This window comes from Dyadobacter sp. BE31 (assembly GCF_031457695.1).
GTDB lineage: Bacteria > Bacteroidota > Bacteroidia > Cytophagales > Spirosomataceae > Dyadobacter.
The window spans coordinates 375,525-398,286 of record NZ_JAVDXA010000008.1; the positions used below are offsets into that span (position 1 = coordinate 375,525).

At 50.7% G+C, this 22,762-nt stretch carries 20 protein-coding genes and 1 tRNA gene; 13 read left to right on the forward strand and 8 right to left on the reverse strand.

What is annotated here, in order from left to right; all coding sequences use genetic code 11:
* Window positions 1-8 precede the first annotated feature (8 nt).
* Complete coding sequence (locus J2Y43_RS31545; RefSeq protein WP_309992222.1) at window positions 9-1,235, reverse strand: DUF819 family protein; 1,227 nt, start codon at window positions 1,233-1,235, stop codon at window positions 9-11.
* Between the two features lie 149 nt (window positions 1,236-1,384).
* Here J2Y43_RS31545 and J2Y43_RS31550 point away from each other — a divergent pair, with 149 nt between their 5' ends.
* From J2Y43_RS31550 to J2Y43_RS31580, 7 genes are all read left to right on the forward strand, one after another.
* Complete coding sequence (locus J2Y43_RS31550; RefSeq protein ID WP_309992225.1) at window positions 1,385-1,798, forward strand: DUF3052 domain-containing protein; 414 nt, start codon at window positions 1,385-1,387, stop codon at window positions 1,796-1,798.
* Between the two features lie 4 nt (window positions 1,799-1,802).
* Complete coding sequence (locus tag J2Y43_RS31555) at window positions 1,803-2,855, forward strand: WG repeat-containing protein (protein ID WP_309992229.1); 1,053 nt, start codon at window positions 1,803-1,805, stop codon at window positions 2,853-2,855.
* Window positions 2,856-2,984: 129 nt separating this feature from the next.
* A complete protein-coding gene (locus J2Y43_RS31560; RefSeq protein WP_309992230.1) occupies window positions 2,985-3,497 on the forward strand; it encodes a DinB family protein in 513 nt (170 codons plus the stop codon).
* Window positions 3,498-3,588: 91 nt separating this feature from the next.
* Window positions 3,589-4,080, forward strand: a complete 492-nt coding sequence (locus tag J2Y43_RS31565) for a (2Fe-2S)-binding protein (protein ID WP_223400469.1) — start codon at window positions 3,589-3,591, stop codon at window positions 4,078-4,080.
* A 32-nt stretch (window positions 4,081-4,112) separates the two neighbouring features.
* A complete protein-coding gene (locus J2Y43_RS31570) occupies window positions 4,113-6,275 on the forward strand; it encodes a molybdopterin cofactor-binding domain-containing protein (protein WP_309992235.1) in 2,163 nt (720 codons plus the stop codon).
* 4 nt (window positions 6,276-6,279) lie between these two features.
* Window positions 6,280-6,621, forward strand: a complete 342-nt coding sequence (locus J2Y43_RS31575; protein WP_309992237.1) for a TfoX/Sxy family protein — start codon at window positions 6,280-6,282, stop codon at window positions 6,619-6,621.
* Entirely contained in the window at window positions 6,621-7,109 is a 489-nt protein-coding gene (locus tag J2Y43_RS31580; protein ID WP_309992240.1) for a YdeI/OmpD-associated family protein, read from the forward strand. Before J2Y43_RS31575 ends, J2Y43_RS31580 begins: the two co-directional genes overlap by 1 nt.
* A 69-nt stretch (window positions 7,110-7,178) precedes the next feature.
* Here the strand turns inward: J2Y43_RS31580 and J2Y43_RS31585 are convergent, their stop codons facing one another.
* From J2Y43_RS31585 to J2Y43_RS31595, 3 genes are all read right to left on the reverse strand, one after another.
* Entirely contained in the window at window positions 7,179-8,741 is a 1,563-nt protein-coding gene (locus J2Y43_RS31585) for a phosphatase PAP2 family protein (protein WP_309992243.1), read from the reverse strand.
* Window positions 8,742-8,759: 18 nt separating this feature from the next.
* Window positions 8,760-9,686, reverse strand: coding sequence for a hypothetical protein (locus J2Y43_RS31590; protein WP_309992246.1), 927 nt, complete (start codon window positions 9,684-9,686; stop codon window positions 8,760-8,762).
* 109 nt (window positions 9,687-9,795) lie between these two features.
* Window positions 9,796-10,347: a hypothetical protein gene (locus J2Y43_RS31595; protein ID WP_309992249.1), complete on the reverse strand. Its 552-nt coding sequence runs from the start codon at window positions 10,345-10,347 to the stop codon at window positions 9,796-9,798.
* Between the two features lie 228 nt (window positions 10,348-10,575).
* On the opposite strand from J2Y43_RS31595, the gene J2Y43_RS31600 reads away from it, so the two are divergent.
* Window positions 10,576-11,094: a DUF6265 family protein gene (locus J2Y43_RS31600; protein WP_309992253.1), complete on the forward strand. Its 519-nt coding sequence runs from the start codon at window positions 10,576-10,578 to the stop codon at window positions 11,092-11,094.
* A 15-nt stretch (window positions 11,095-11,109) separates the two neighbouring features.
* Window positions 11,110-11,628, forward strand: a complete 519-nt coding sequence (locus J2Y43_RS31605; RefSeq protein WP_309992255.1) for a DinB family protein — start codon at window positions 11,110-11,112, stop codon at window positions 11,626-11,628.
* On the opposite strand, the gene J2Y43_RS31610 is transcribed toward J2Y43_RS31605, so the two are convergent.
* Window positions 11,625-13,640: a thioredoxin domain-containing protein gene (locus J2Y43_RS31610; RefSeq protein ID WP_309992257.1), complete on the reverse strand. Its 2,016-nt coding sequence runs from the start codon at window positions 13,638-13,640 to the stop codon at window positions 11,625-11,627. The genes J2Y43_RS31605 and J2Y43_RS31610 overlap by 4 nt on opposite strands.
* A gap of 17 nt (window positions 13,641-13,657) precedes the next feature.
* On the reverse strand, window positions 13,658-15,289 hold the full coding sequence (locus J2Y43_RS31615) for a T9SS type A sorting domain-containing protein (protein ID WP_309992260.1): 1,632 nt from the start codon (window positions 15,287-15,289) through the stop codon (window positions 13,658-13,660).
* Window positions 15,290-15,444: 155 nt separating this feature from the next.
* Between J2Y43_RS31615 and J2Y43_RS31620 the strand changes: the two genes are divergently transcribed.
* The 3 genes from J2Y43_RS31620 to J2Y43_RS31630 all read left to right on the forward strand — a co-directional run bounded on the left by J2Y43_RS31620 (window position 15,445) and on the right by J2Y43_RS31630 (window position 17,394).
* Complete coding sequence (locus J2Y43_RS31620; protein ID WP_309992263.1) at window positions 15,445-15,900, forward strand: hypothetical protein; 456 nt, start codon at window positions 15,445-15,447, stop codon at window positions 15,898-15,900.
* Window positions 15,901-15,981: 81 nt separating this feature from the next.
* Window positions 15,982-17,295, forward strand: coding sequence for an MFS transporter (locus tag J2Y43_RS31625; RefSeq protein WP_223400484.1), 1,314 nt, complete (start codon window positions 15,982-15,984; stop codon window positions 17,293-17,295).
* A 24-nt stretch (window positions 17,296-17,319) separates the two neighbouring features.
* Window positions 17,320-17,394, forward strand: a tRNA-Val gene (locus J2Y43_RS31630).
* 73 nt (window positions 17,395-17,467) lie between these two features.
* Here the strand turns inward: J2Y43_RS31630 and J2Y43_RS31635 are convergent.
* Window positions 17,468-18,649, reverse strand: coding sequence for an SBBP repeat-containing protein (locus J2Y43_RS31635; RefSeq protein WP_309992266.1), 1,182 nt, complete (start codon window positions 18,647-18,649; stop codon window positions 17,468-17,470).
* Between the two features lie 297 nt (window positions 18,650-18,946).
* Between J2Y43_RS31635 and J2Y43_RS31640 the strand changes: the two genes are divergently transcribed.
* Window positions 18,947-19,522: a metal-dependent phosphohydrolase gene (locus tag J2Y43_RS31640; protein WP_309992268.1), complete on the forward strand. Its 576-nt coding sequence runs from the start codon at window positions 18,947-18,949 to the stop codon at window positions 19,520-19,522.
* A gap of 72 nt (window positions 19,523-19,594) precedes the next feature.
* On the opposite strand, the gene infB is transcribed toward J2Y43_RS31640, so the two are convergent.
* On the reverse strand, window positions 19,595-22,714 hold the full coding sequence (gene infB / locus J2Y43_RS31645; protein ID WP_309992271.1) for a translation initiation factor IF-2: 3,120 nt from the start codon (window positions 22,712-22,714) through the stop codon (window positions 19,595-19,597).
* Window positions 22,715-22,762: the final 48 nt, after the last annotated feature.

The window sequence follows — 22,762 nt, forward strand, 5'->3', positions numbered from 1 at the left end:
AACCGTGTTTAGGTGCTGATCCATTGCATCATTAAAGCAGTCAAATACCCCCCATAAGTTCCGATGGCGTAACCTAAAATTGCCAGCAGCACGCCCACGGGCGCCAGCGAGGGGTGAAATGCGGCCGCCACAACGGAGGCCGAAGCCGAGCCGCCCACATTGGCCTGGCTGCCGACGGCAAGAAAAAAGAAGGGAACTTTAAGCCATCTGCACGCGATGACCAGGATCATGCCGTGAATTGAAATCCATATCAGCCCGATCGCGAATAGGCCGGGGTTACCGGCCACTGCTCCCAGATCCATTTGCATCCCGATTGTAGCCACCAGCACGTATAGGAACACCGAACCGAGCCGCGAGGCGCCGTAATATTCCAGCTTGCTTATTGGCGTGAGCGAAAGCAGGATACCGATGAGTGTAGCAATACTGATAACCCAGAAAAAGTTGGAAGTAAGGCTGTATTTTTCAAGCGCCGGATAATTTGCAGCCAGGTATGGAGTGATAACCTCCGCCAGCCCGTGCGCCACGCCCGTTGCGCCAAAACCTGCTGACGCCAGGAAGATATAGTCGCGCAGCATCGGGTTTTTTTCGTTGGCCTTTTGATCCAAGTCCAGGTGTTCCTTCACCTCTTGCACCGCGCGGCTGTCCGCGCCCAGAAACGCGTCCACACGCGATGCAATGCCGGCCCCGTAGATCAATGCGGCCATCCAGAGCTCGGCGATCAGCACGTCGACGGCTACCATTTGAGAGAACAATGCATCGCTGGGATGAAACACCTCGCGCAACGCGGTCTGGTTGGCCCCGCCGCCAATCCAGCTTCCGGCGATCGTCGCTAGTCCGCGCCACACGGCGTCCGCGCCTTGGCCGGCAACGGTGGCCGGGCTGATGCTGCCGACGATCCACAATGCAGCCGGGCCGCCTATCATAATGCCGGCAGTGCCAATCAACATGGCCGCCAATGCCTTTGGCCCCAGCCTAGTCAGCGACTTCCAGTCCATTCCGACGGTGAAAAGTACCAGACAGGCCGGCAGAAAGTATTTAGAAACGACTGGATACAGCTGCGATGTGGCGCCGTTGACCACCCCGAACGAGTTGAGCAAACCCGGTATGAAGTAGCATAGCAATAGGGGAGGTATAACGGTGTAAAACCGCTTCCAGCCGGGCTGGGCGGCCGTGTAGAAAATGCCGGCCAGTATCAGCATTAACAGGCCGAGCACGACGGCGTCGTTGGTAATCATGCGTCAGAATTACAGGTAAGGGAAAAGTGAATGGCTAAAAATAGCTGAAAAGTGCCGGAAATGCATTCTTTTAGCGGTTTTGCATAGGGCGGCTTGTGTGTGAAATTGCGGGTTTGTAACTTACTTCTAATATATCATTTACTTATATCATGGCCATGCAGGCAGGTTATTCCAATACAAGTCTTGTCAAAAAACTGGGCATCAAGCCTGGCTTTAAAATCAGGTTCGTAGATCCGCCGGAGCATTATTTCGACCTGCTGGAAGGACTACCTGCTGACATTGTAGTTTTCGAAGAACCCACGCCGGGTCTGGACTTCGTGCATTACTTCACCAAACAAGCAGCCAGTCTGGAAAGAGATTTACCGGCATTCAAACAAGAGATCGTTCCGAACGGCACTATCTGGATCTCGTGGCCAAAAAAGGCTTCCAAAGTACCAACCGACGTTACGGAGGACGTCATCCGGAATCTTGCAGTCTCGATTGGTCTGGTAGATGTGAAAGTATGCGCGGTAGACACGGTTTGGTCAGCTTTGAAGTTGGTTATCAGGGTTAAAGACAGGTAAGAATATGTTTGGAAAGCTAAAAAGGTATTTGCTCACGGTATTGTTGGTAAACCTGGTGTGCAATGCGCTAGCGCAGCAGGTTGACGAAAAGCGCCTTGATTCGAACATCAAAGCAAGCATTACCGCGATATGGGATACGACCGATGGTACCAAATACCGCCATTACTACAAACTGGCCAATGGCCGGGTGGTTGGGGAGGACAGCGTTTACGCATTCGATGCCATAGATGATTGTGAAAGCGATGGAAAAATTCGTTTTCGCGATCGCATTACCAATAAGGCCGGTTTTTTTGATCACCATGGAAAGGTGGTAATTCCCGCTATGTATAATGATGTTAGCAGGTTTCAAAACGGCATGGCCATGGTGATCAAGGATGCCAAACAAGTAGGATGGGACGGGGAAGATTGTGAAAAGGGCGGTTGCGAGCATTGGGTATGGAAGGGCGGCAGCACAATGCTGATTAACGCGCGCAACGAGGTGTTGGTTGATGATATGGAGATGGATTTTTATCCGGTAATCAACTGGTACTCCCTGCAAATCAAGGATACGCCCGGTGATACCAGTCTGTATCGTTCAGCCAAAGGCGTCAACGGCAAATGGTATGTATTTATGGATTATCAGAGAGAGTTCGACCAATGGTTCTTTGAAAAATATCTGCCTGTATCCACGGATCCTGGCAAGCTGCGGGAGTTTGCACACGATTCGCTGGTGAGTTCATTGCCTGAGTCGGAGGAATGGATGCGGATGTCGGGAGACGAGTTTATCCAAAAGTGTGGGGATCGATTGGCCGCCAGATTGAAGCCGATCAACGACCGTCAGATACACGTATTTACGGGCCTGGCCCCGTTTGGCCTGAATCCCTATATTCACACCGGCCCGTCATTTGATCCATTTTATGACGGATGCATTCCAGGTGACGCCGGAATTTACCCGGCGTTCGAAGTGACATCCAATTTCATGGACAAGAGCGGTCGGCTTGATTATCAGGAGAATTACTCATTCCTCCGGACAGGTAGCGGCTATAAATTGATAGGCGTGTCCTGGCGTAATCCGTAGCGAAACACGCCTTATTTCAGCTTAACAAAAAATAAATACTCCCGATTGCGATCATTGGTGAGGCAGATGTTGTTGTCAGAAACGGAGTCAATCCGCTTTTCAACCACCAATCATTCCAAAACCTTCAACATGAGTACACAAAACGAAACCACCGCGCTCAAAACCAGTAAAGAATTATTTGTTAAAATGGTAGTCTCCAACTGGGAGCTGCAAAATCAGCGCCTGAATGGCTGGCTGGCCCAGTTGCCTGACGAACGTTTGTTGGAGCCCGTTGCCGAAGGCAAAAACCGGGCAGTTTACTTGCTGGGCCATCTGGTGGCAGTCAATGACGGAATGATCGCATTGCTGGGGTTGGGTGAGCGCCTTTACCCGGAGCTCGACGAGGCTTTTGTGAAAAATCCCGATCGCACGTTTGATGAAATCCCATCGGTTGCCGAGCTGAAAGAAAAATGGGCTAATCTCAATGCGGTATTGACCCGCTACTTTGCCGAACTGGATGCTGATGAATGGTTTGCCAAACACAATGCGGTGTCCGAGGAGGCCTTCGCGCGCGAACCGCACCGGAATAAGCTTAATATATTGATTAACAGGACTAATCATGAAGCTTATCATTTGGGGCAACTTATTTTTTTAAAAGCCTGACATCCTTCCGCAGTTGTTGTAAAAGTCAGCGATTTTGTAATATTTTACAGGATTATTCACCACTCTCATTAAATCTTCATCACGGATCACCATGGCTGTATATAACCTATCATTAAATGGCAAAAAGGTGAAAGTCGATGTGGAACCCGATATGCCTTTGCTTTGGGTAATACGCGACTTTGCCGATTTGAAAGGGACCAAATTCGGGTGCGGCATGGCGCTTTGCGGCGCTTGCACGATCCACCTGAATGGTCAGCCGGCACGGGCATGCCAGACACCGGTTTCGAGTGTCGGGAAAAACGATAAAATCACGACCATCGAAGGTATCGGCGAAGGGAAACTGAGCATTATCCAGAAAGCCTGGATTGAAGAGCAGGTCCCGCAATGCGGCTATTGCCAATCGGGCCAGATCATGTCGGCGGCGGCATTGCTGAAATCCAATCCATCACCGACCGACGCGGACATCGACGCGGCTATGAGCGGAAACTTGTGCCGCTGCGGTACTTACGACAGGATCAGAAAGGCGATCCACCGCGCATCGGACGAAATGAAAGTTGCCGAAAAAGGGATCGGCCAGCGCTAGTGCAAGTTCATCAACCTTAGCCACAGAAAACATTGGAAAATATACAAACGTCACGGCGCGACTTTTTGAAAGCCGCCGGATTCACATCACTCGGACTGGCTGTCGGCATCTCGGGTTTTACCCCGGACGCTTCGCTGAAAAAGATCGCGCCGGCGGTATTGAAACTGGAAATCAATCCATTCATTATCATCGATACGACGGGCAATATTACGCTGGTAAACCCGCGCCCGGATATGGGCCAAGGCTCAACGCAGGCCGTACCCTCGCTTTTGGCCGAAGAGCTGGAAGTGAGCCTGGAAAAAGTGCTTATTGTGCAAAGCGACGGCAAGGGCAAATATGGCAGCCAGACGTCCGGGGGAAGCAGCTCAGTGCGCGAGCTATGGATGCCGATCCGCAGAGCCGGCGCAGCAGCCCGCGAAATGCTGACGACCACCGCCGCCAAAAGATGGAACCTGCCCGCCTCGGAATGTGTAGCCGAAGACGGTAAAATCTGGCACAAGGCCAGCGGAAAGAGCCTTACTTACGGAGAGCTCGCAGACGATGCCTCGAAACTGGAAATCCCCAAAGAGCCGAAACTGAAAGATCCGAAGGATTTCAAGATAATCGGAAAGTACAACAAGCGCCTGGATGTGCCTGAGCGCGTGACGGGAAAGGCTGTTTACGGCCTGGACGTGGACGTGCCGGGCATGGTGTATGCCGCCATCGTGCACTCACCGATGATCCACGGCAAAGTAGCTTCCATCGACGAGTCGGATACCAAAAAAGTGAAAGGCGTCTTGCAGGTGATCAAAACTGAGCGTACCATGCCGCACCGTACGTCGGAGGCCGTAGCGGTTGTTGCCACCAACTGGTGGGCCGCATTGAAGGGTAAGCGGGCTTTGAAGGTGAATTGGGATAATGGTAATTATGCCAAAACCGTGGATACTGCGAGCTATTTCGCGGCCACTTACGAAGCTGCGAAAAAGGAAGGGGTGAATTTTGAAGAGAAGGGAGATTTCGCGGTGAAATATGCGAATGCGAAGGATAAGCTCGAATCACATTATGAGACGCCCTTCCTGGCGCATGCACCTATTGAGCCCGAGAACGCGGTCGTGCATGTGAAGGATGACGGAAATGTAGAGATATGGGCGCCGATTCAGGGGCCAGACTGGGCGTTGCGGGATGTTTGCGGTTATCTGAAAGTGAAACCAGAGCAGGTGAAAATTAATGTCACGTTGCTGGGCGGTGCATTCGGCCGCAAGGCATACCACGACTTTCTGCTAGAAGCCTGCCACATTTCCAAAGAGCTGAAAAAGCCTGTGAAAGTGATCTGGACCCGGGAGGACGACATTACCCAAGGGCCTTACCGGCCGGGTATGCTGAGTCATATGCAGGGTTTTGTGGAAGACGGAAAGATCACCGGGTTTCACCACCATGCAATCGGAGAATCCATTGTCGGTCAGGTTTTCAAAGGGCTGAAAGATGATGAGGCTGACCCGTGGCTGAGCGAGGAAATCAGCACAGGGAATAACAAATATCAGTTCGGGACTGCCTCGAAAGTGAGCTGGACGAATGTGAAAACCGATATTCCGGTGGTTTGGTGGCGATCGGTGTATGCTTCCAACTTCGGCTGGGGGCAGGAATGCTTCATAGATGAGCTGGCGCATCTGGCCAAGAAAGACCCGCTTAAAGCACGCCTTGAAATTCTGCCAGACGAGCGCTTTAAAAAAGTACTTGAAACGCTGGCCGAAAAAGCGAATTGGAATGAGAAACTTCCCCAGGGCAGCGGCAAGGGAATTGCGGTTTTCAAATCATTTGGAAGTATTTCGGCCTGCTGCATTACGGTATCCAAAAAGGATAGCGGGGTGAAAATCGACAAGGTCGTTTCGGTGATCGACTGTGGTTACTATGTAAACCCCGACAATGTGAAGGCGCAGACGGAAGGAAATATCGTAATGGGTATTACAGCGGCGATCAAGGACGGAATTACATTCACCAACGGCATTTGCGAGCAGACTAACTATCACCAGTTCAATGTGATGCGTATGAATGAGGCGCCGCCGATGGAAATCCATATTGTCGATAGCGGCGCGGTTCCTGGTGGGGTGGGAGAGCCTGGCCTTCCGCCGATCGCTCCGGCATTGGGCAATGCGATATTTGCAGCCACCGGCAAGCGCCTGAGAAAATTGCCTTTTGATATTAACAATATTGCCTGATAGTATGGCCTATGATGAGCGAGTAGCCAACCGCATTCGTGAGGCATTGGCTAAGCAACCCCTGGTGGAGGAGAAAATCCTCTTCCAGGGGTTGGCTTTTATGGTCGAGGACAAGATGTGCATCTGTGTCCGTAACGATGTGCTCCTATGCCGCATTGGCCCCGATGAGTACGAAGCTGCGCTGGAAATAAACGGCGTGGAGCCTATGGTCCACAATGGACGGTCGATGAAGGGGTATGTATTTGTAAGCCCGGAAGGATATGCTGCCCGGGGAGCTTTCGAATCTTGGGTGGCTAAATGCCTTAGCTTTAATAAGCTGGCCAAGTCCTCCAAAAAGAAAAAGTAATGGAGCAATTGTTGATTAACCAAAAGTACCAGCTGGAAAAGTTTCCTGGAAAAGGCGGCTGGACTTATGTGATCCTGCCCGAAATCCCGCAAAGTATCAAACGGAAATTCGGGATGGTGAAGGTCAAGGGACGCATTGATGATTATGAACTAATGGGCTACAATCTGATGCCCATGGGCACCGGACAATTGTTTCTTCCTGTGAAAGCAGAAATCCGCAAGAAGATTGGCAAGAAGGAAGGGGACTGGGTGAGCATCGAGCTGTATGCCGACAATTCCGCATTGGCTATTCCGGAAGAACTGATCGATTGCCTTAAAGATGAGCCCAAAGCCTATGCCAACTTCATGAAACTCGGCGAAGGCGCCCAAAAAGAGTACCGCGACTGGATCTATTCCGCCAAAAAGGACGAAACTAAAGTAGCCCGCATCGCCAAAATGATCGACATGCTGCTGCAAGGCAAGCGTTTGACGGGCGACCAGCCGATTTGAATAACGCATTCAACAAAAAATCCCTACCATAGTGGATAGGGATTTTTTGTCGTAGAACAAGACTAAGTGCTACTCCGCACCATCCGTTTTAGCACGCTGAACGGCATAGCTACCGATCTTGTGGCCGGATGACAGGCCGACTTCGCAGTCGAAGCGGTAGTGGATCATGCCGTAAATGCGCGATACCGATGCTTCGGAGGCCATATCGTCGACTTCCTTCTTTTTATCAGGAAAAATGTGGGCCAATACCTCGGCAGCAGCTCCCGAGAATGTGGAGTGACCAGACGTGTAGGAGGGGAAGTTAGGCAACCCGACGGACGTTTTGATCTTGCTGCTCATTTGGTTTGGCCGTGGGTAGTAGTACCAGTACTTTACGTCCCAGCAGCAAATACCTGCGTCTTGCATGGTGGTGCCGAGCAGGGCGAGTGTGCGTGCGGTGCGCACTTCGCTGTACTGGTTCTGGTGGCACAATTCGGCACCTTTTCTGTGCCAGTGGCCCGGAGGAGTGTAGCTTCCTACGCCGTCGGACCAGAAACTGGCGATGCGTGCCTGCTCGCGGGTCTGGTTTTTTGCGATATTGAGCAGCTCGTCCAGGTCTTTTTGGTATGCCGGGCTGCCGATAATTGGCGGTGCTTCGGGGCGGAGCGTCACTACGGTTGCCGAATCGAAATTCCAGGGTTTTACCAAACCATAAGTTGGAAGCATAGGTGGGCGCGGCGGAAATTCCTGGCTTACCCAAGGTTCGGTAACACCAATTTTACGTGCATTTGCAATCATAGAGGCTGTTTGCGCCTGGTTGTTTGCGCCGCTCATTTTGTCGGTTTTGGCACGTGCCATGATTTTTGCACCCACGGCTTTGCCCAGTTCGGAGCCGGCCAGGATATCGCTTTCAACGTTCATTCCCGCCGATAGTCTGCTTTGTTTATGCTCAGCGAGTTTAGCTTCCAGGAACGGTACTTCCCCGGGGAACATCGCTTTCAGAACAACGCAGGAAGCTTCTGCAACCACAGCATCTTCCGAAGGGTACGATGGAAGATCGCTCACCGGCAGCAGCGTTTTGATCGAAGTGTCGTTTTTCGAAGGGGCTTTGCGGTTGTATTTGAATTTGTAGTTCCAGGCCGATACCAGCGCATCATATTGCGCGACGCTCAGGTATGCAAGCGCGCGCGCCGTGTAAGGCGGGTTGGCGAAGGGGAATTTTGGGTCATCCAAAGGTTTGCTCGCGTCGGGCACGGGGTATTTGCCCTCGGCATTGGAAGCCGGAGGACTGTTGTAGCGAGCAGCCAGCTCGCGCGCTATTTCATTCCAACGGTAGACCGCACCCGCCCCCCAGTAGTTGATTTGCTCGCGTTGCTGCGGAGTAACCGCCTCGGTTGCTGTTTTCAGTTTTTGAAGCTCAGCTTTGTAGTCAGCAGAGGTTGCTTCTTTGGGTTCAGCGACTGCGATCGCGTCTGATGAGGCCAGTACGTAAGGCTTCCAGGTGCCGGCTTTTTCGTCCAGGCTGGAAGGTGTGTTGATACCTGCTGTTGGTTCATCGACGGTTTTCGAACAGGACCATAGCATCATTACCGCGATTGCCGGTATGGCCAGGCGCGTAATGGAATGCCGAAAGGAGATATGATTAATTTTCATTGTTTTCTGTCTGGAATATTAGTTTTTAGCTTCTTTGGCGTAACGGAACTGGTAAAGTACGCCTACGGAAAATGCAGTGCTCTGGCCCATGTTCTGCCCGGAGATCACGTGTGATGCGCGCGCATTCACACCGATATTTTTAGGCTGGAATTTGGCATATACCCCCACCACGGTCGATCTCATATTGTTGGTCGGGAAGGGCATGTCGTTACGACGGATGTTGTCACCGCCGTCGCAAGCCCCGTATTCGATGAAGCCTTCGGCCTGGATGGCCTTTTTGAGGTAACCCAGTCTTGCCGAAGCATCGTATGCATTGGGTACAGAAACCTTGTTGGTGTTATAGAGCTTGCCATCGGCCTGGTAAGAATCACGGTCGATGGTGATTTTGCTTCTGAAAATATAGGAGCCCGAAGCGGTCAGGTAAATGCCGCTTTGATGCCGGTAACTAGCCAGCAACCGCGCAGTGGCGGTTTTGCATTGCAAGCCGATGGACATCGGCAGAAAGTCAGGGATGTAATTGGTTGTCGGAATCGATGCGCCCCCGATGGCGTGCAGCGAGAATCCCGATTTATTCAGGAAGCGGTATTTCAACCACAGGGAAGCATCCTGAAAACCTTTCTGCCATTTGAGGTTGCCCGCGCTGGTCTGCGTCCACACATAAGGCAACGCGGCAATGGCGTTGAGATTTTTAGTGATACCGACTGCCAGCATAGGCATAACACTTTGTGTCGTATGGGTGCCGATATTGAGGTTTTCCCGTTTCAAGCTATTTTCCCAATACTGGTCCCACGAGCTGTGCGTGTAGGATACTGCCAGACAGGCCGTTTTTTTACCCATATAAATCGCGTCGTTGGGCATCTGTGCGTAGGCGGAGGATATCGGGCCGGCGATCGTCAGCAATATGCCGAGCAGACGCAGCCCTTTTTGATGTAAAGAACTTATCATAGATCAGAAATTAATATGTGGCGCACACCTGGATGGGTGCAAATAATGTAGCATACCACTCGCCGCTCTGGATTTCTGGCGGTAATGTGTTATGATTCAAAAAGAAATGCTAGCAATATTCGGGTGGGGGAGATGCCAGTAAGGTGTGGTGTGAGGGGTAGTGCGCCGCCACATAATGAGTGTTAGCCGACAAACGAATTTCCAGCGCAACGGCTTGGGGATGGCCGGGAAACTGCTGCGTATTGGGAATGTAGATTTTTACAAGATTGCTTAACAGCTTGATAGCTTTGCCATGCGGACTCTGCGGAACATCCGCCTGAGGATCATTCAAGACCTGGATTGCATTGGCTAGTTCAAAAAAGTGGTCGCGGGCGGCTTCGTTGGATTGCAGTGTCACATAAAGCGTGTCGTTCTGGTGCAGAACGTGGGTCGGATTGTAAAACTGCCCGTCCTGCCTAATCAGGCCCTCGATGTTGCCGGGGATGTCAAGATCGCCGGAATAGGGTAGCGAGGGAAGGTACATTTTACGAACCAGCGACTGGGCCGCTTCGCCGGAAGTAGCTGTCTGATAGTCTTTTTCAAAAAAAAGAACAGCAAAGCTTACCCCAAACATGTTGTAGAGCAGCAGTACCAGTAACCCTATCGACGCCAGTCTTCTCAATTCTTAAAGAGGATTTATAACCAAATGTAATCATTTTAGCTACATATAAACAAGGGCCTTTGGAAATCATTAACAGGCTCATTTACTGTTGAATGTAGTAACCGCTGGTTATTTGTGATAGGATGAATAAGTTATTTATTTGGATTTCAGATGTATGAATGAAAGACCCGGATCAACGACCGTCAAAATTTGCTATCTTGATGCCACCATCATCATCTCCTGAAAGCGATGCGAACCTATCGGTCTTTATCTGAGCTTTGTAAGAGCGCGGTAATACTGCTGTTTCTGGCGTGGTGTGCATTTGTGCCGGAAACCACATTCACCCAAAAGGATTTTGAAAAACTGAAACCCATTGTGGGAACCTGGCTCAATAAACGTTCGAGGGGCGATATTTATGAAACCTGGACCCGGAAGAGCGAAACCGAATTTGCCGGGATGAGCTATACGCTGGCGGGCGCCGGTGCTACGGCTGGTGATACTACGCCGCTTGAAAAGGTCCGGCTTTACATTCAGGGAAGCCAGATTGTATATGCGCCGGTAGCCGCGGGGCAAAATGATGACAAAGAGGTTTTATTTAAACTAAAAACCATTGAAGGCGACCGCTTTGTGTTCGAGAACCTGCAACACGATTTTCCCAAGCGGATTGTCTACGATTTCCGGTCAAACGATTCACTCTACGCCCATATCGAGGGTGAAGTACAGTCCAGGCAGCGCAGGATCGATTATCCCTACCGTAGAATTCATTAAACTATCCATAACACCATGAAAAGATCAGAGATCCTGCCAATGCCCCCGTTTTTTGACAGATACATTAACCTTGTTGAGGATATCGACCTTTTCGATGGTTTCTCAAAACTCACGCCGGAGCATGTTTTTGCCGAAGCCGAAAAGCTGACTGCGCTTGAAGACCGCGTTTATGCGGAAGGCAAATGGACCATCAAGGACATTTTGCAGCACGTGATCGACAACGAAAGGATCATGTCCTACCGCGCGCTACGTTTTTCGAGAAATGACAAAACCCAGCTTCCGGGCTACGACGAAGCCATTCTCGCTGCGAATACAGTAGCTGCTCACCGCACTGTAGCCGATTTGATTGAGGAATGGAAAGAGCTGCGTCAAAGCACGATCACCCTGTTTAGAAACATGGACAGAGCCATGCTCACGCGCGTGGGCAATGCCAATCAGACAGAAATTACGGCCCTGGCTTTGGGTTTTGTGATCCTTGGGCATCCGGTGCATCACATGAATGTGATCCGCGACCGATACTTCCCGCTGCTTTAAAGGCCTGCAAGCTGTTCGAGCGCTTCTTCTACCTTGGTTACCGGCAGCTGGCAGGTCTTATCGAAACACACGTAAATAGCCGTTTTGGCATTTATTTCGGTCCTGTTTTCCAGCAGCGGCAATGTGGAGGAAGTGCTTGTTCCCATCACGATTTTGTTGGGGATAAAGAACCGGTCGAAATCCTTGCGCATGGCATCGGCATCGCCGCCTATGATCGCGATTTCGGCGGTAGGTACGGCTCGCTGGCAGTACAAGGCGGCCCAGTTGGTAACCCATTGCACATCAGCGAGCAGCAACTTGGTCATTTTGGAAAGCATATGATCAGCGATTTCCAGGTAGTCGTCGCGATCCAGCATTTTACCTAATGTGTAAAGATTATGGGCCATCATTGAGTTGGAGGCCGGGATCACATTGTCGAAGAGCTCTTTTTTGCGCGCGATGAGCGTTTCGCCGTAGGCGTCTGTGAAATGAAAGAACCCTTCGGACTGGTCGTAGAAATTGCTTAATGTGTAGTCGGCCAGCACTTGTGCTTTTTGCAGCCATTCTTCCTGGAATGTGACCTGGTAAAGCCCCAGATATCCCTCGATCACCGCGGCATAATCTTCCAGAAATCCGGTCACGGTAGCTACCCCATTCTTATAGCTGTGTTTCAAACGGTTTTCTGTCGTCATTTTCGAGGCGATAAAATGCCCGGTTGCAACGGCCAGATCGCGAATTTTTTCATCTCCCAATGCGCGGTAGGAGTCCGTTAGGCCTTTGATCAGTAGCCCGTTCCAGGAAGCCAGTATTTTGTCGTCAAGCCCCGGCCTGATTTTCGACCGGCGCTTTTCGGCCAGTTTGGCTAATGCATTTTCATACAATGCAGAAAAATCGTCGGCCTGAATGCCAGCAGTTTTTGCAGCATATTCTACGGGCTCGGTCAAATGCAGGTGATTATAACCGTGCTCCCAGTTTCCCTGCCGGGATACTTTATACAGTTTTGAAAACCAACTGAAATCCTCACCTAATGCTGCTTTAAGTTCCTGTTCGGTCCAGATATAGAATTTGCCTTCGACGCCTTCACTATCGGCGTCCAGTGCAGAGAAGAAGCCGCCGTCCGGGCTGCGCATTTCATGGGAAAGCCATTGGATGGTCTGCTTGATACGGTTTGCGTAAAGCGGGTTCTGGGTCAGTGAATAAGCTTCTGCATAAATGCTCAGCAGCTGCCCGTTATCGTAGAGCATTTTCTCGAAATGCGGTATAAACCAATCCTCGTCCACCGAATAGCGCGCCCAACCGCCGCCGACGTGATCGTAAATTCCGCCCAGGGCAATGCGGTTCAGGGAAAGTTCTACCTGCGCAAGGGCCTGGGGGTTTTGGCTGATATCGAAATAGCGCAGCAAAAATTTATAGATCGAGGGCATCATGAATTTCGGCGCACGATCCATACCGCCTTTCTCTGTATCGAAATGACGCTGGATCTGCTCGAACATCGCGTCCGCATCGCTCGTGTTGAACTGAACGGTAGCATTCACCAGGCCGTATTTTTGGCTTTCGGAAGCCACCATGTTTGCGACAAAGCCTTCCGCGGAGCTTGCCAGCTCGAGGTAATGATTGGTGAATGCCTGATTAATGCTTTTCAAAAGCTGTACCCAGTTTTGCGGCGGCAGGTAGGTAACCCCGTAAAATGGCTTGGTATCGGGCAGCAAAAACACATTCAGCGGCCAGCCCCCCCGCACGCCCATCGCCTGCACGGCATCCATATACACCGCATCCACGTCGGGGCGCTCTTCGCGGTCGACTTTGATGCACACGAAATACTGGTTCATTACCTGAGCGATAGGCTCTTTTTCAAAGCATTCCCGCTCCATAACATGGCACCAGTGACACGCCGAATAGCCGATGCTGACCAGAATGGGCTTGTTTTCACTTTTAGCTTTGGATAATGCTTCTTCGCCCCAGGGATACCAATCTACCGGGTTGTGGGCATGTTGAAGTAAATATGGGCTGGTTTCTTGGCTGAGTCGGTTCATATGAGTGCAGGCAGTGACTATTGCAGGATCACTACCTTTTTAATGACAGTTCGGTTATTGGTAGTGAAACGGGCAAAATACATGCCAGACGATAGTTTGGGGAGTGGGATCGTCTTCTTGGTTTCACCGGCGAATGCTTTCAGTTTTTGGTGCAGGAATGTCTGTCCTTTGGTATTGGTCAATGCAAATTCGACTTCGGTCACACCATTGATACCCGCGAGCGAGACGTTGAGCTCTTGTGCTGCCGGGTTTGGATATACATTCACCATGTCCAGCGAGGGTTCAACACCGTTAACCGAGTCGTTCAGATCGAATTTGCAGAGGAAAACTTCCTTGCCTTTCAGGGTAATGTTGCGCGCCCAGTTTTGATAGGAAACTGTGATCGAAGTCGTAGCATTGTCGGCCGCATAGGGATTTTGGGCGGCGATCAAAATATTCTGGCCTTTTACAATGCCCCGCCAAACCGGATTTTGCTGTTCCATATTGTCCCGCGCGGACATTGGGATCACCAGCTGATAATTTCCTTCAAGCATATCCTTGAATTGCGAGAGCCGGTACAGCCCGTAAATGAAATGCTCATAGGGCGCATAATTTTCCTGCCTGTCAGCAGATAAAAACGGGTTTTCCCAAAGCCAGAGGCCTTTTGCGCCGGAAAAGAACGGGAAAATAGCAGTAGCTTCTGCCATGAAATCGGTGATCAGTGGGATGTTCGGGTCATAGCTGTCGTGCACACGCAGCCAAACGAACGGGATGATCGGCTTGGTGCTCCACGCCGCGTTGGCTTCAATGCTGAATAGCAGGTAGGAGAGGTAGTCCTTGCCGATCGGGTGATCGTAACCATAATAATAATAGGGCGAAGGCGAGAGGAAATCCATGGCATTGTAAAAACTGCCACCGATCTTGCCCGTATTGTCCTGCATCAGGTAATGCGTGCGCGAGAGGTTGGTAGTCCAGTCCTGCCAGCTGTTGGCAGTGATATTCAGCCAGGTATTTCGGATAGGCACATCGCTGTAACTGGTCAGCGACGCTTTAACACCCTTCGCGCGCAGGCGGTTGGCGGCCTCGGTGTACCACCAGCGCATATCACGCTTGTAGGTGGCCAGAAAATCCGCGTCGGACAGGTTGCGGTAATTCTGGGGTATCTGGGTGTTGGTTTTCAGCGCGAGAATATCGCGGTCCTCGCGCTGCATGCGCTCGATGTCAAGGCACACAACATCGGTGCTGGTGACGGTGCTCGCGTAATTATCCCAATAGCTCCGGTATGCGGCCGTATCATTACCCCACGGGCTTTTCAATGCATTATCGGCCCACGGCTGGTTGCCGCTGGATGTGGCCACTCCGTACCAGAGCATAGCGCGCTGGTCCTGCGCCAGCGACCCGGGTTCGGACCCGCTGAACGCAGAAATATGGCTGAAACCATGTTTTAATGGCTGCGACTGTGTGTCTCCGAAGCGCGGCCCGCTATAAATGATTTTGAATGGAAGCGAAAATTCGGGGAATTTGCTCCATTCGATGCGATTGTTGGTTGTGACAGGGTTTAGCACATAACCGGGCTGGCAATTCTGGCTATGCGCTTTGGATATGAACAGCATCGCAGTCAGAAATACGCTGAAAAATGCCTTTGAATAGATGTTTGTATAGTATGTCATAAGATTTGACCAGACAAATTCGTTACTTTTGCAATGTCGCCAATTTCATTTTTCCGGGACGCGAAGTCCGCGACGCGAAGTCCGCGACGCGCAGCCTGTGACGCTGAATAGTTCAGTAAAAAAGAAATTGCCTTGAAACGTAAAATACAATCAACATGAAACGACTACTTCTTTTTGTTCCAGTCCTGTTTTTCTCGCTTTTGGTGATTAGCTGCAAGGACAAAGATAAGGACCAAACGCCTGAGCCGACAGCAAAGAGTAAAATACTGGTCAATTATCCGTGGAGAATGTCTGCCGTGACGGATTTGTCAGGAAAAGACATTCCTAAAAATCAATTAAGCGGCGACACAAAGTTCATTCTGGAAATGGACATTCAGTTCCAACAAAACGCGACGGTGAGAGCTTTGGACCAGACGTCGAGCCAGGTACTCAATGGCGGCACCTGGTATCTGATCAACGAAGAAAAGGCGCTGGATATCAAGATCGTCGGATTCTCTGGTCAGTTCGGATTGGAGGAGCTGACCAACAGTAAAATGAGATTGAAAAGCAAAATGCCGGTTAACGGGGTAGAGCAGGAGGCGATCATGGTCTTCCAGCCTGTTATCAAATAACTGGTGGTGCGGTATACAATTTATAGTGAAAAGCGGCGGATAAAATCTGCCGCTTTTCTTATTTTGTACAAATTTTTTTGAATGAAAAAGAACGTACCCTCCATCATCAACGCGTGGTGCATGTACGATTGGGCCAATTCGGTGCACGCATTGGTGATCGTTTCCAGCATTTTTCCCGTCTATTTCAGCGCGACCGCATTAAGTGCTTCGGGTACGCCCGAGGTTAATTTTTTCGGCGCTCAGATCAAAAGCTCTGTGCTTTTCTCCTACACAGTCTCGGTTTCGTTCCTGATCACGGCCCTGTTGATCCCGATTTGCACGGCCATCGCTGATTTTACCGGCAAGAAAAAACGTTTTATGCAGTTCTTCTGCTACACCGGCGCATTGAGCTGTATGCTGCTGTACTTTTTTACGAAGGAAACCATGCTTTCCGGGGTGTTCCTCTTTGGTTTGAGCCTGATCGGATGGAGCGGCAGCATTGTTTTCTACGACTCTTACTTGCCGGAAATCGCGACCGAAGACCGTTTCGATCAATACAGCGCGCGTGGTTTTTCGCTGGGTTACCTGGGCAGCGTGCTGCTTTTACTGTTCAATTTGAGCATGATCCTTGCGCCGCAGTTCTATGGCATCACCCAAAAATCGCTTCCTGCCCGCATTTCGTTTTTTACCGTCGGATTGTGGTGGATATTGTTTGCCCAAATTCCTTTTTATTATTTGCCATCCGGCAATGCCGATAAAGAAAAGAGCGGAAACTGGATATTTCACGGGTTTAAAGAACTTAAAAAGGTTTACGGACGCCTGCGCGAGCAGCCATACCTGGCCAAGTTTCTGAGCGCGTTTTTTATTTATACCATGGGCCTGCGCACGGTCATGTACGTGGCGACGATTTTCGGTGCAAACGAGCTGAAATTACCTTCCCAAAGTCTGATCATCACCGTGCTGCTGATACAGCTGGTCGGGATTGCCGGCTCGTACACATTTGCGTGGCTCTCGGGCAAGATTGGCAATATCTATGCTTTGATGATCGGTGTTGCTATCTGGATTGGTATTTGCACGGGGGCCTATTACACCACCGAAGCCATGGAGTTTTACGTGATCGCCTGCACGGTAGGGATGGTGATGGGTGGCATTCAATCACTTTCCCGCTCCACTTATTCCAAACTGATCCCGGAGAACATTACCGACACTGCATCCTATTTCAGCTTCTATGATGTGACCGAAAAGCTCGCGATTGTGATCGGTACATTTATATATGGTACTGTTGAGCACATTACCGGCAGCATGCGCAACAGCATACTGGCGCTGCTGATTATTTTTGTAATCGGATTGCTGCTGCTGTACCGTATTCCTTCCAGGAAAGTTTACAGCTTCGAATTGGATCGTAATAAAAATTGAGCTAATATCGCGGCACGAAAGCGCAGGATGTTAGCTCAGCTGGTTCAGAGCGCCGCCTTGACAGGGCGGAGGTCAGCGGTTCGAACCCGCTACGTCCTACAAAAAAAGGCTTGTATATCAACATGATATGCAAGCCTTTGTCGTATTATCCCTGACGACTTTTAGCTGCCGCTTATAATTGATATGCGATCACAAAAATATCAAGGAAACCGGCTGAGATTTTGGAGCTGCCGCCGAATGTGAGATTCCCTTTATAATACCCTGACAGGTGGGGTTTGTCATTACTGCCGACCGCTACGCTAGTACCGACAACAGTATCATCGCTACGCGGAAATTCCGCGCGCTGCAGTGAACCATCCGCGCCATATTTTAACAGCGTCGAGACATTGCTTATCACGTACGCATTGCCCGACTTGTCAGTGGCTACACCCGATCCCTGAGCGGACCTATCAAGCGGCATATTCCATAACGGGCTGCCATCGGGGCTATATTTTGCCAGGAAGCCGCTGGCATTGGCTTGGTGTTGGCCCGTCACGAACACATTACCAAGCAGGTCCAAGGCGATCCCCCTGCCTGAATCCGAGTATGGCTTTCCCAATGATTGCATCCATTGAAACGAGCCATCCTTATCATATTTGGCAACAAACGCATCGGCATTTCCCACGGAGCTCGTGCTGGTATTGCCGAAGGCGGTGGTGCCGAAAAATGCGCCTGTCACAAAAACATCGCCGCCCGGGTCGGTTGCGATCCCGTATCCGGTTTCGCGCTCGCTCCCCCCTGCTGATTGTACCCACAAAAATTCACCGTCGGTATTGTACTTGGCAACAAACAGATCAAACTCTCCGGCAGACTGTTTTGGGACGCCTCCAAAGAAACCGGTGCCCTGAAACTCTCCGGTCAGATATACGTTAGCCGCATTATCGAGGGCCAGGTCATAGCTGCGCTCTCCGCCATCGCTTCCAGCAGTGCGGATCCATTGTGGCCGACCATGGGTGTCATATTTAGCAATGAACACGTCGGCGCTGCCCGCGGAGGTAACCGAGATATCGCCGGTGGAAACCGTTTCATAGTAATGTCCGGTCACATATACATTGCCATTCGCATCCACTGCAATACCGTGCCCCTCGTCGTGTCCGGAACCTGCAATGGCCTGGACCCATTCGAGTTTCCCTGCCGGCTTGTATTTCGCGATGAATACATCGGTGTTACCTTTCGTGTTTATGCTAATGCTGTCGAAGGTCGTTGTGGAAGAAAATGCACCGGTCACGTAGATATTGTTTGCCTTGTCTACGGCAATATCATAACTAATGGCATTTGATGCGGTGATAATGACGGGCGGGGTTATGATTCCCATTGTATCTGCTTTCCCGGCATTCTCCGGTACCGGGATAGGTTCATGGGAATGCGGATTTTTACATTGCCATAACCCCAAACACAAAATGAAAAAGCAAACATATCTCATGATCAATTAAAGATTGGTGAAGCTGTAATTCTAAATCCGGCCGGATGAAGGAATTGTAGCTACATAGAGCGAAATACAGATCAAATCAGTTGCACGGTGCAAGTAATAATTTTAATAACCAGAGTTTTATTATTACTTTAAAAAGACAAAGTTGAATACAGGCTGTAATTCTCGATTGTATTAGAAACTATGCTGGAATTGACCGAGCGCCAGTGGGCGCTGTTTGATTATGTGAAGGAAATGCACGGCGGGCAGAAACGTAAATACACCGGCGCGCCGTATTACACGCATTTGCTCAGTGTTGCCAACCGCGTGGAACAATATGTGCAAAATGGTTATGAAACTGAAATAGCGCTTTGCCACGATCTGATCGAGGACACCGAATGCTCGTTGGCGGATCTGTCCTACAAACTGATGAGCATTGGCTATAATATCGAGGAAGACGAGGTAATCCTTGCTTGCGTAGATGACCTTACCGATAAATTTACCACCGAGAGATACCCGTCGCTCAACAGAGCGGAGCGAAAGGAGCTGGAAAGCGCCAGGATAGTAACATCGAGGCCGGTTGCCCAGACGGTCAAGTATGCCGATATTATCGATAATATGCTTTCTTTGGCCGAGCATGATCCGGGCTTTGCCAGGGTGTACGCGCGCGAGGTGGACAGCTATTTGTGGAAGATCAATATGGGAGATCCTGGGCTTTATGCAGCGTGCTGCGAGCTTCTGACGGAGGTAAAAGGGAAACTGGGTATCGGCCAGAATTAATATGGATCCGAAAGCGCATTAAAAAAGCCTGCTTCTTTGTGTGAAGCAGGCTTTTATTATATCGGGAGCTGATTATAGCGTCCGTTTTACTTCGCGTAGCTCGAAACTTTCGATGATATCGCCGATCTCGATGTCGTTGTAGTTTTTGACACTCAAACCACATTCGTAACCGTTTCTTACCTCCTGAACGTCGTCTTTGTAACGTTTCAGCGAGTCGATTTCACCTGTGTAAAGTACGATACCGTCGCGGATCACGCGGATCTTGTTGTTACGCTTCACATAACCATCCGTAACGTAGCAACCTGCAATCGTACCTATGCGGCTGATCTTGAATACTTCGCGGATTTCGATGTTTCCGGTGATGATCTCTTCGATCGTCGGAGCCAACATACCCGTCATCGCGTCTTTGATCTCTTCGATCGCCTGGTAAATTACCGAGTAGTGACGGATTTCGATCTGATCCTGCTCGGCCATTTTCTTCGCATTCGAAGACGGACGAACCTGGAACCCGACGATGATCGCATCGGAAGCAATCGCAAGGTTGACGTCGGATTCGGAAATCTGACCTACTGCCTTGTGAATGATATTTACCTGAACTTCGGATGTCGAAAGTTGCAGCAATGAATCCGAGAGTGCTTCTACCGAACCATCCACGTCACCTTTTACGATTAGGTTCAGCTCGCGGAATGTACCGATCGCCTTACGACGGCCGATTTCTTCCAGTGTAATGTGCTTACGCGTCCGGATCGATTGTTCGCGCTGGATCTGCTCGCGTTTGGTAGCAATGTCACGCGCGTCACGTTCGTTTTCGAATACGTTGAAGCGGTCACCTGCCTGTGGAGCTCCGTTAAGACCGAGCAGCTGTACCGGCATGGATGGGCCCGCTGTTTTGAGCCTTTTTCCGAGGTAATCCGTCATTGCTTTTACTTTACCGAAGTGCGCACCGGCCAGTACCACGTCTCCTACTTTCAAAGTACCGGTTTGAACAAGGATCGTCGTCACGTAGCCGCGGCCCTTGTCGAGCGAGGCTTCCACAACGGTTCCTGCCGCACGGCGGTCCGGATTGGCTTTCAGTTCGAGCAATTCTGCTTCGAGCAATACTTTTTCAAGCAGCTCGTCGATACCCAACCCTGATTTGGAGGAGATTTCCTGGGTTTGGTATTTACCACCCCATTCTTCCACCAAAAGGTTCATATTGGCCAGCTCTTCGCGGATCTTCTCGGTGTTAGCACCTGGTTTATCCACTTTACTGAATGCAAATACGATAGGTACACCGGCTACCTGTGCGTGGTTGATCGCTTCGCGCGTTTGCGGCATGACGCTGTCGTCGGCCGCGATCACGATGATGACCACGTCGGTTACCTTGGCTCCACGGGCACGCATCGCGGTAAATGCTTCGTGACCCGGTGTATCAAGGAACGTTACCTGTTTGCCGGTTTTTGTTTTAACACTATATGCACCAATGTGCTGGGTAATACCTCCGGCCTCGCCGCTTGCTACGTTTTCCTGACGGATGTAGTCAAGAAGCGATGTTTTACCGTGGTCAACGTGACCCATGATCGTTACGATCGGTGCTCTTTCTTTCAGGCTTGCTTCGTCATCGATCTCTTCCTGAACGTCGTTCTGTACTTCTTCTTCGGCAGATATAAAGGCTACTTCAAATCCGAATTCGTCGGCAATAAAAGTAATTGCTTCCGCATCCAGGCGCTGGTTGATCGAAACGAACATACCCATGCTCATACACACCGAGATTACCTCCTGTACGGTCACGTCCATCAGGGACGCCAGGTCGTTTGCAGAAACGAACTCGGTTACGCGCAATACCTTTGTTTCTTCATCGTCGAAGCCGTTCGGATCGTTCTGATCTCCGCGGTCGCGGCGACGGCCTTTTCCTCTGGCTGGACCTTTGGCGTTACTACCACCCATACGGGCCATTGTAGCTTTGATATTGCTGGCAACTTCCTTGTCGGAAACCTCCTCACGGCGGCCGCCTCTGCGGTTGTTGTTGCTGTTGCCGCCGCCGCGGTTGCCCTGGCCGCCTTGCGCCGGACGTTGTCCGCCGCCTTGCTGGTTACCACCCTGAGAGGTGTTGCCCGGCGTGTTAGGACGGTTGCGGTTAGCATCGGTGCCACCGGTGTTGGCATTTGTAGTATTACCCGGAGCAGCTGCATTCGCATCGGCAGGCCGGTTTTCACCAGGGGCTGCTGCACCATCGCGGATTCTCTTTCTTTTTCTGCGGCGTTTCTTATCAGCGGCATTGTCGCTGGAAGCAACCGGATCTTTCTTTTTGTTGGAAGGCAGTTCGATTTTCCCAACCACCCTTAATCCTCTGAGTTGCTCACCACGCGCCTCAATCAGCTCTGATCCGCCTGCGGGCTGTTCTTCGCTTGTATTGGACGGTTCCGGTGCAGCAGGGGCTGCTGGCGGAGCTTTTTCAGCAACTGGTGCTGCTTCCTTCGGCTCAACCGGCGCAGGTGCTGGTTTGGCTTCCGCAGGTGCGGCCGGGCGTGGCTCTACTTTAACTGGCGCTTCTGCGGCCGGCGATCCGGCGACCGGCGCTCCGGCTTCAGGTGTTGCCGCAACTGGTGCCGCTGGCGCAGCAGAAGTTTCTTTTACCGGAGCCTCTGCCGGAGTTTCCTTCACAGGTTCAGGCTGGGCCGCAACCGGCTTGATTTCTTCTTTCTCAACCGGCGCAGGAGCAGGTTTCGGTGTTTCCGCAACTACTTCTTTGGGAGCTTCCGGCTTTGGTTGCTCTTCGGGTGCAGGCTGTTGTACTACCGGTCGTTTTGCATCCAGGTCGATCTTGCCAACTACCTTGATACCAGGAAGTTTATTTTCAAAAGCAGGCTGTGGCTCGGTTGCAGCAGGTTTCTCTTCTACAACTGGCTTTTCTTCGGCTTTCGGTGTATTTCGGAAATAAAGAATTCCCTCAACATCGCTTTTTACTTTGTCTTCCTTCACCTCAATCGGCGCTTCCACAGCAGGAGCAGCCGGTTTTTGTGTCAGGGAAGTTCTCAGTTCATTCGATTTGAAGTCCTTCGCAAGAAACTCAATTTGATCGGCATTAATTTTGGTATTCGGATTAGTTTCCACCTTATACCCCTTGGCAGACAGATGATCCACGATCGTAGTAATACCCACGTTCAGGATCCGTGCCACTTGGCTAAGGCGCATCATTTTATCTTCTGCCATATTAGCAATTTAGTAGAATAAGGTTTTGCATTGATTGCAGGGCTGTTT

What these genes read in the sequence shown, in the direction of transcription:
- J2Y43_RS31545 (WP_309992222.1), bottom strand. Translation starts at nt 1,235, where the DNA reads ATGATTACCAACGACGCCGTCGTGCTCGGCCTGTTAATGCTGATACTG.
- J2Y43_RS31550 (WP_309992225.1), top strand. Translation starts at nt 1,385, where the DNA reads ATGGCCATGCAGGCAGGTTATTCCAATACAAGTCTTGTCAAAAAACTG.
- J2Y43_RS31555 (WP_309992229.1), top strand. Translation starts at nt 1,803, where the DNA reads ATGTTTGGAAAGCTAAAAAGGTATTTGCTCACGGTATTGTTGGTAAAC.
- J2Y43_RS31560 (WP_309992230.1), top strand. Translation starts at nt 2,985, where the DNA reads ATGAGTACACAAAACGAAACCACCGCGCTCAAAACCAGTAAAGAATTA.
- J2Y43_RS31565 (WP_223400469.1), top strand. Translation starts at nt 3,589, where the DNA reads ATGGCTGTATATAACCTATCATTAAATGGCAAAAAGGTGAAAGTCGAT.
- J2Y43_RS31575 (WP_309992237.1), top strand. Translation starts at nt 6,280, where the DNA reads ATGGCCTATGATGAGCGAGTAGCCAACCGCATTCGTGAGGCATTGGCT.
- J2Y43_RS31580 (WP_309992240.1), top strand. Translation starts at nt 6,621, where the DNA reads ATGGAGCAATTGTTGATTAACCAAAAGTACCAGCTGGAAAAGTTTCCT.
- J2Y43_RS31585 (WP_309992243.1), bottom strand. Translation starts at nt 8,741, where the DNA reads ATGAAAATTAATCATATCTCCTTTCGGCATTCCATTACGCGCCTGGCC.
- J2Y43_RS31590 (WP_309992246.1), bottom strand. Translation starts at nt 9,686, where the DNA reads ATGATAAGTTCTTTACATCAAAAAGGGCTGCGTCTGCTCGGCATATTG.
- J2Y43_RS31600 (WP_309992253.1), top strand. Translation starts at nt 10,576, where the DNA reads ATGCGAACCTATCGGTCTTTATCTGAGCTTTGTAAGAGCGCGGTAATA.
- J2Y43_RS31605 (WP_309992255.1), top strand. Translation starts at nt 11,110, where the DNA reads ATGAAAAGATCAGAGATCCTGCCAATGCCCCCGTTTTTTGACAGATAC.
- J2Y43_RS31610 (WP_309992257.1), bottom strand. Translation starts at nt 13,640, where the DNA reads ATGAACCGACTCAGCCAAGAAACCAGCCCATATTTACTTCAACATGCC.
- J2Y43_RS31615 (WP_309992260.1), bottom strand. Translation starts at nt 15,289, where the DNA reads ATGACATACTATACAAACATCTATTCAAAGGCATTTTTCAGCGTATTT.
- J2Y43_RS31620 (WP_309992263.1), top strand. Translation starts at nt 15,445, where the DNA reads ATGAAACGACTACTTCTTTTTGTTCCAGTCCTGTTTTTCTCGCTTTTG.
- J2Y43_RS31625 (WP_223400484.1), top strand. Translation starts at nt 15,982, where the DNA reads ATGAAAAAGAACGTACCCTCCATCATCAACGCGTGGTGCATGTACGAT.
- J2Y43_RS31635 (WP_309992266.1), bottom strand. Translation starts at nt 18,649, where the DNA reads ATGGGAATCATAACCCCGCCCGTCATTATCACCGCATCAAATGCCATT.
- J2Y43_RS31640 (WP_309992268.1), top strand. Translation starts at nt 18,947, where the DNA reads ATGCTGGAATTGACCGAGCGCCAGTGGGCGCTGTTTGATTATGTGAAG.
- infB (WP_309992271.1), bottom strand. Translation starts at nt 22,714, where the DNA reads ATGGCAGAAGATAAAATGATGCGCCTTAGCCAAGTGGCACGGATCCTG.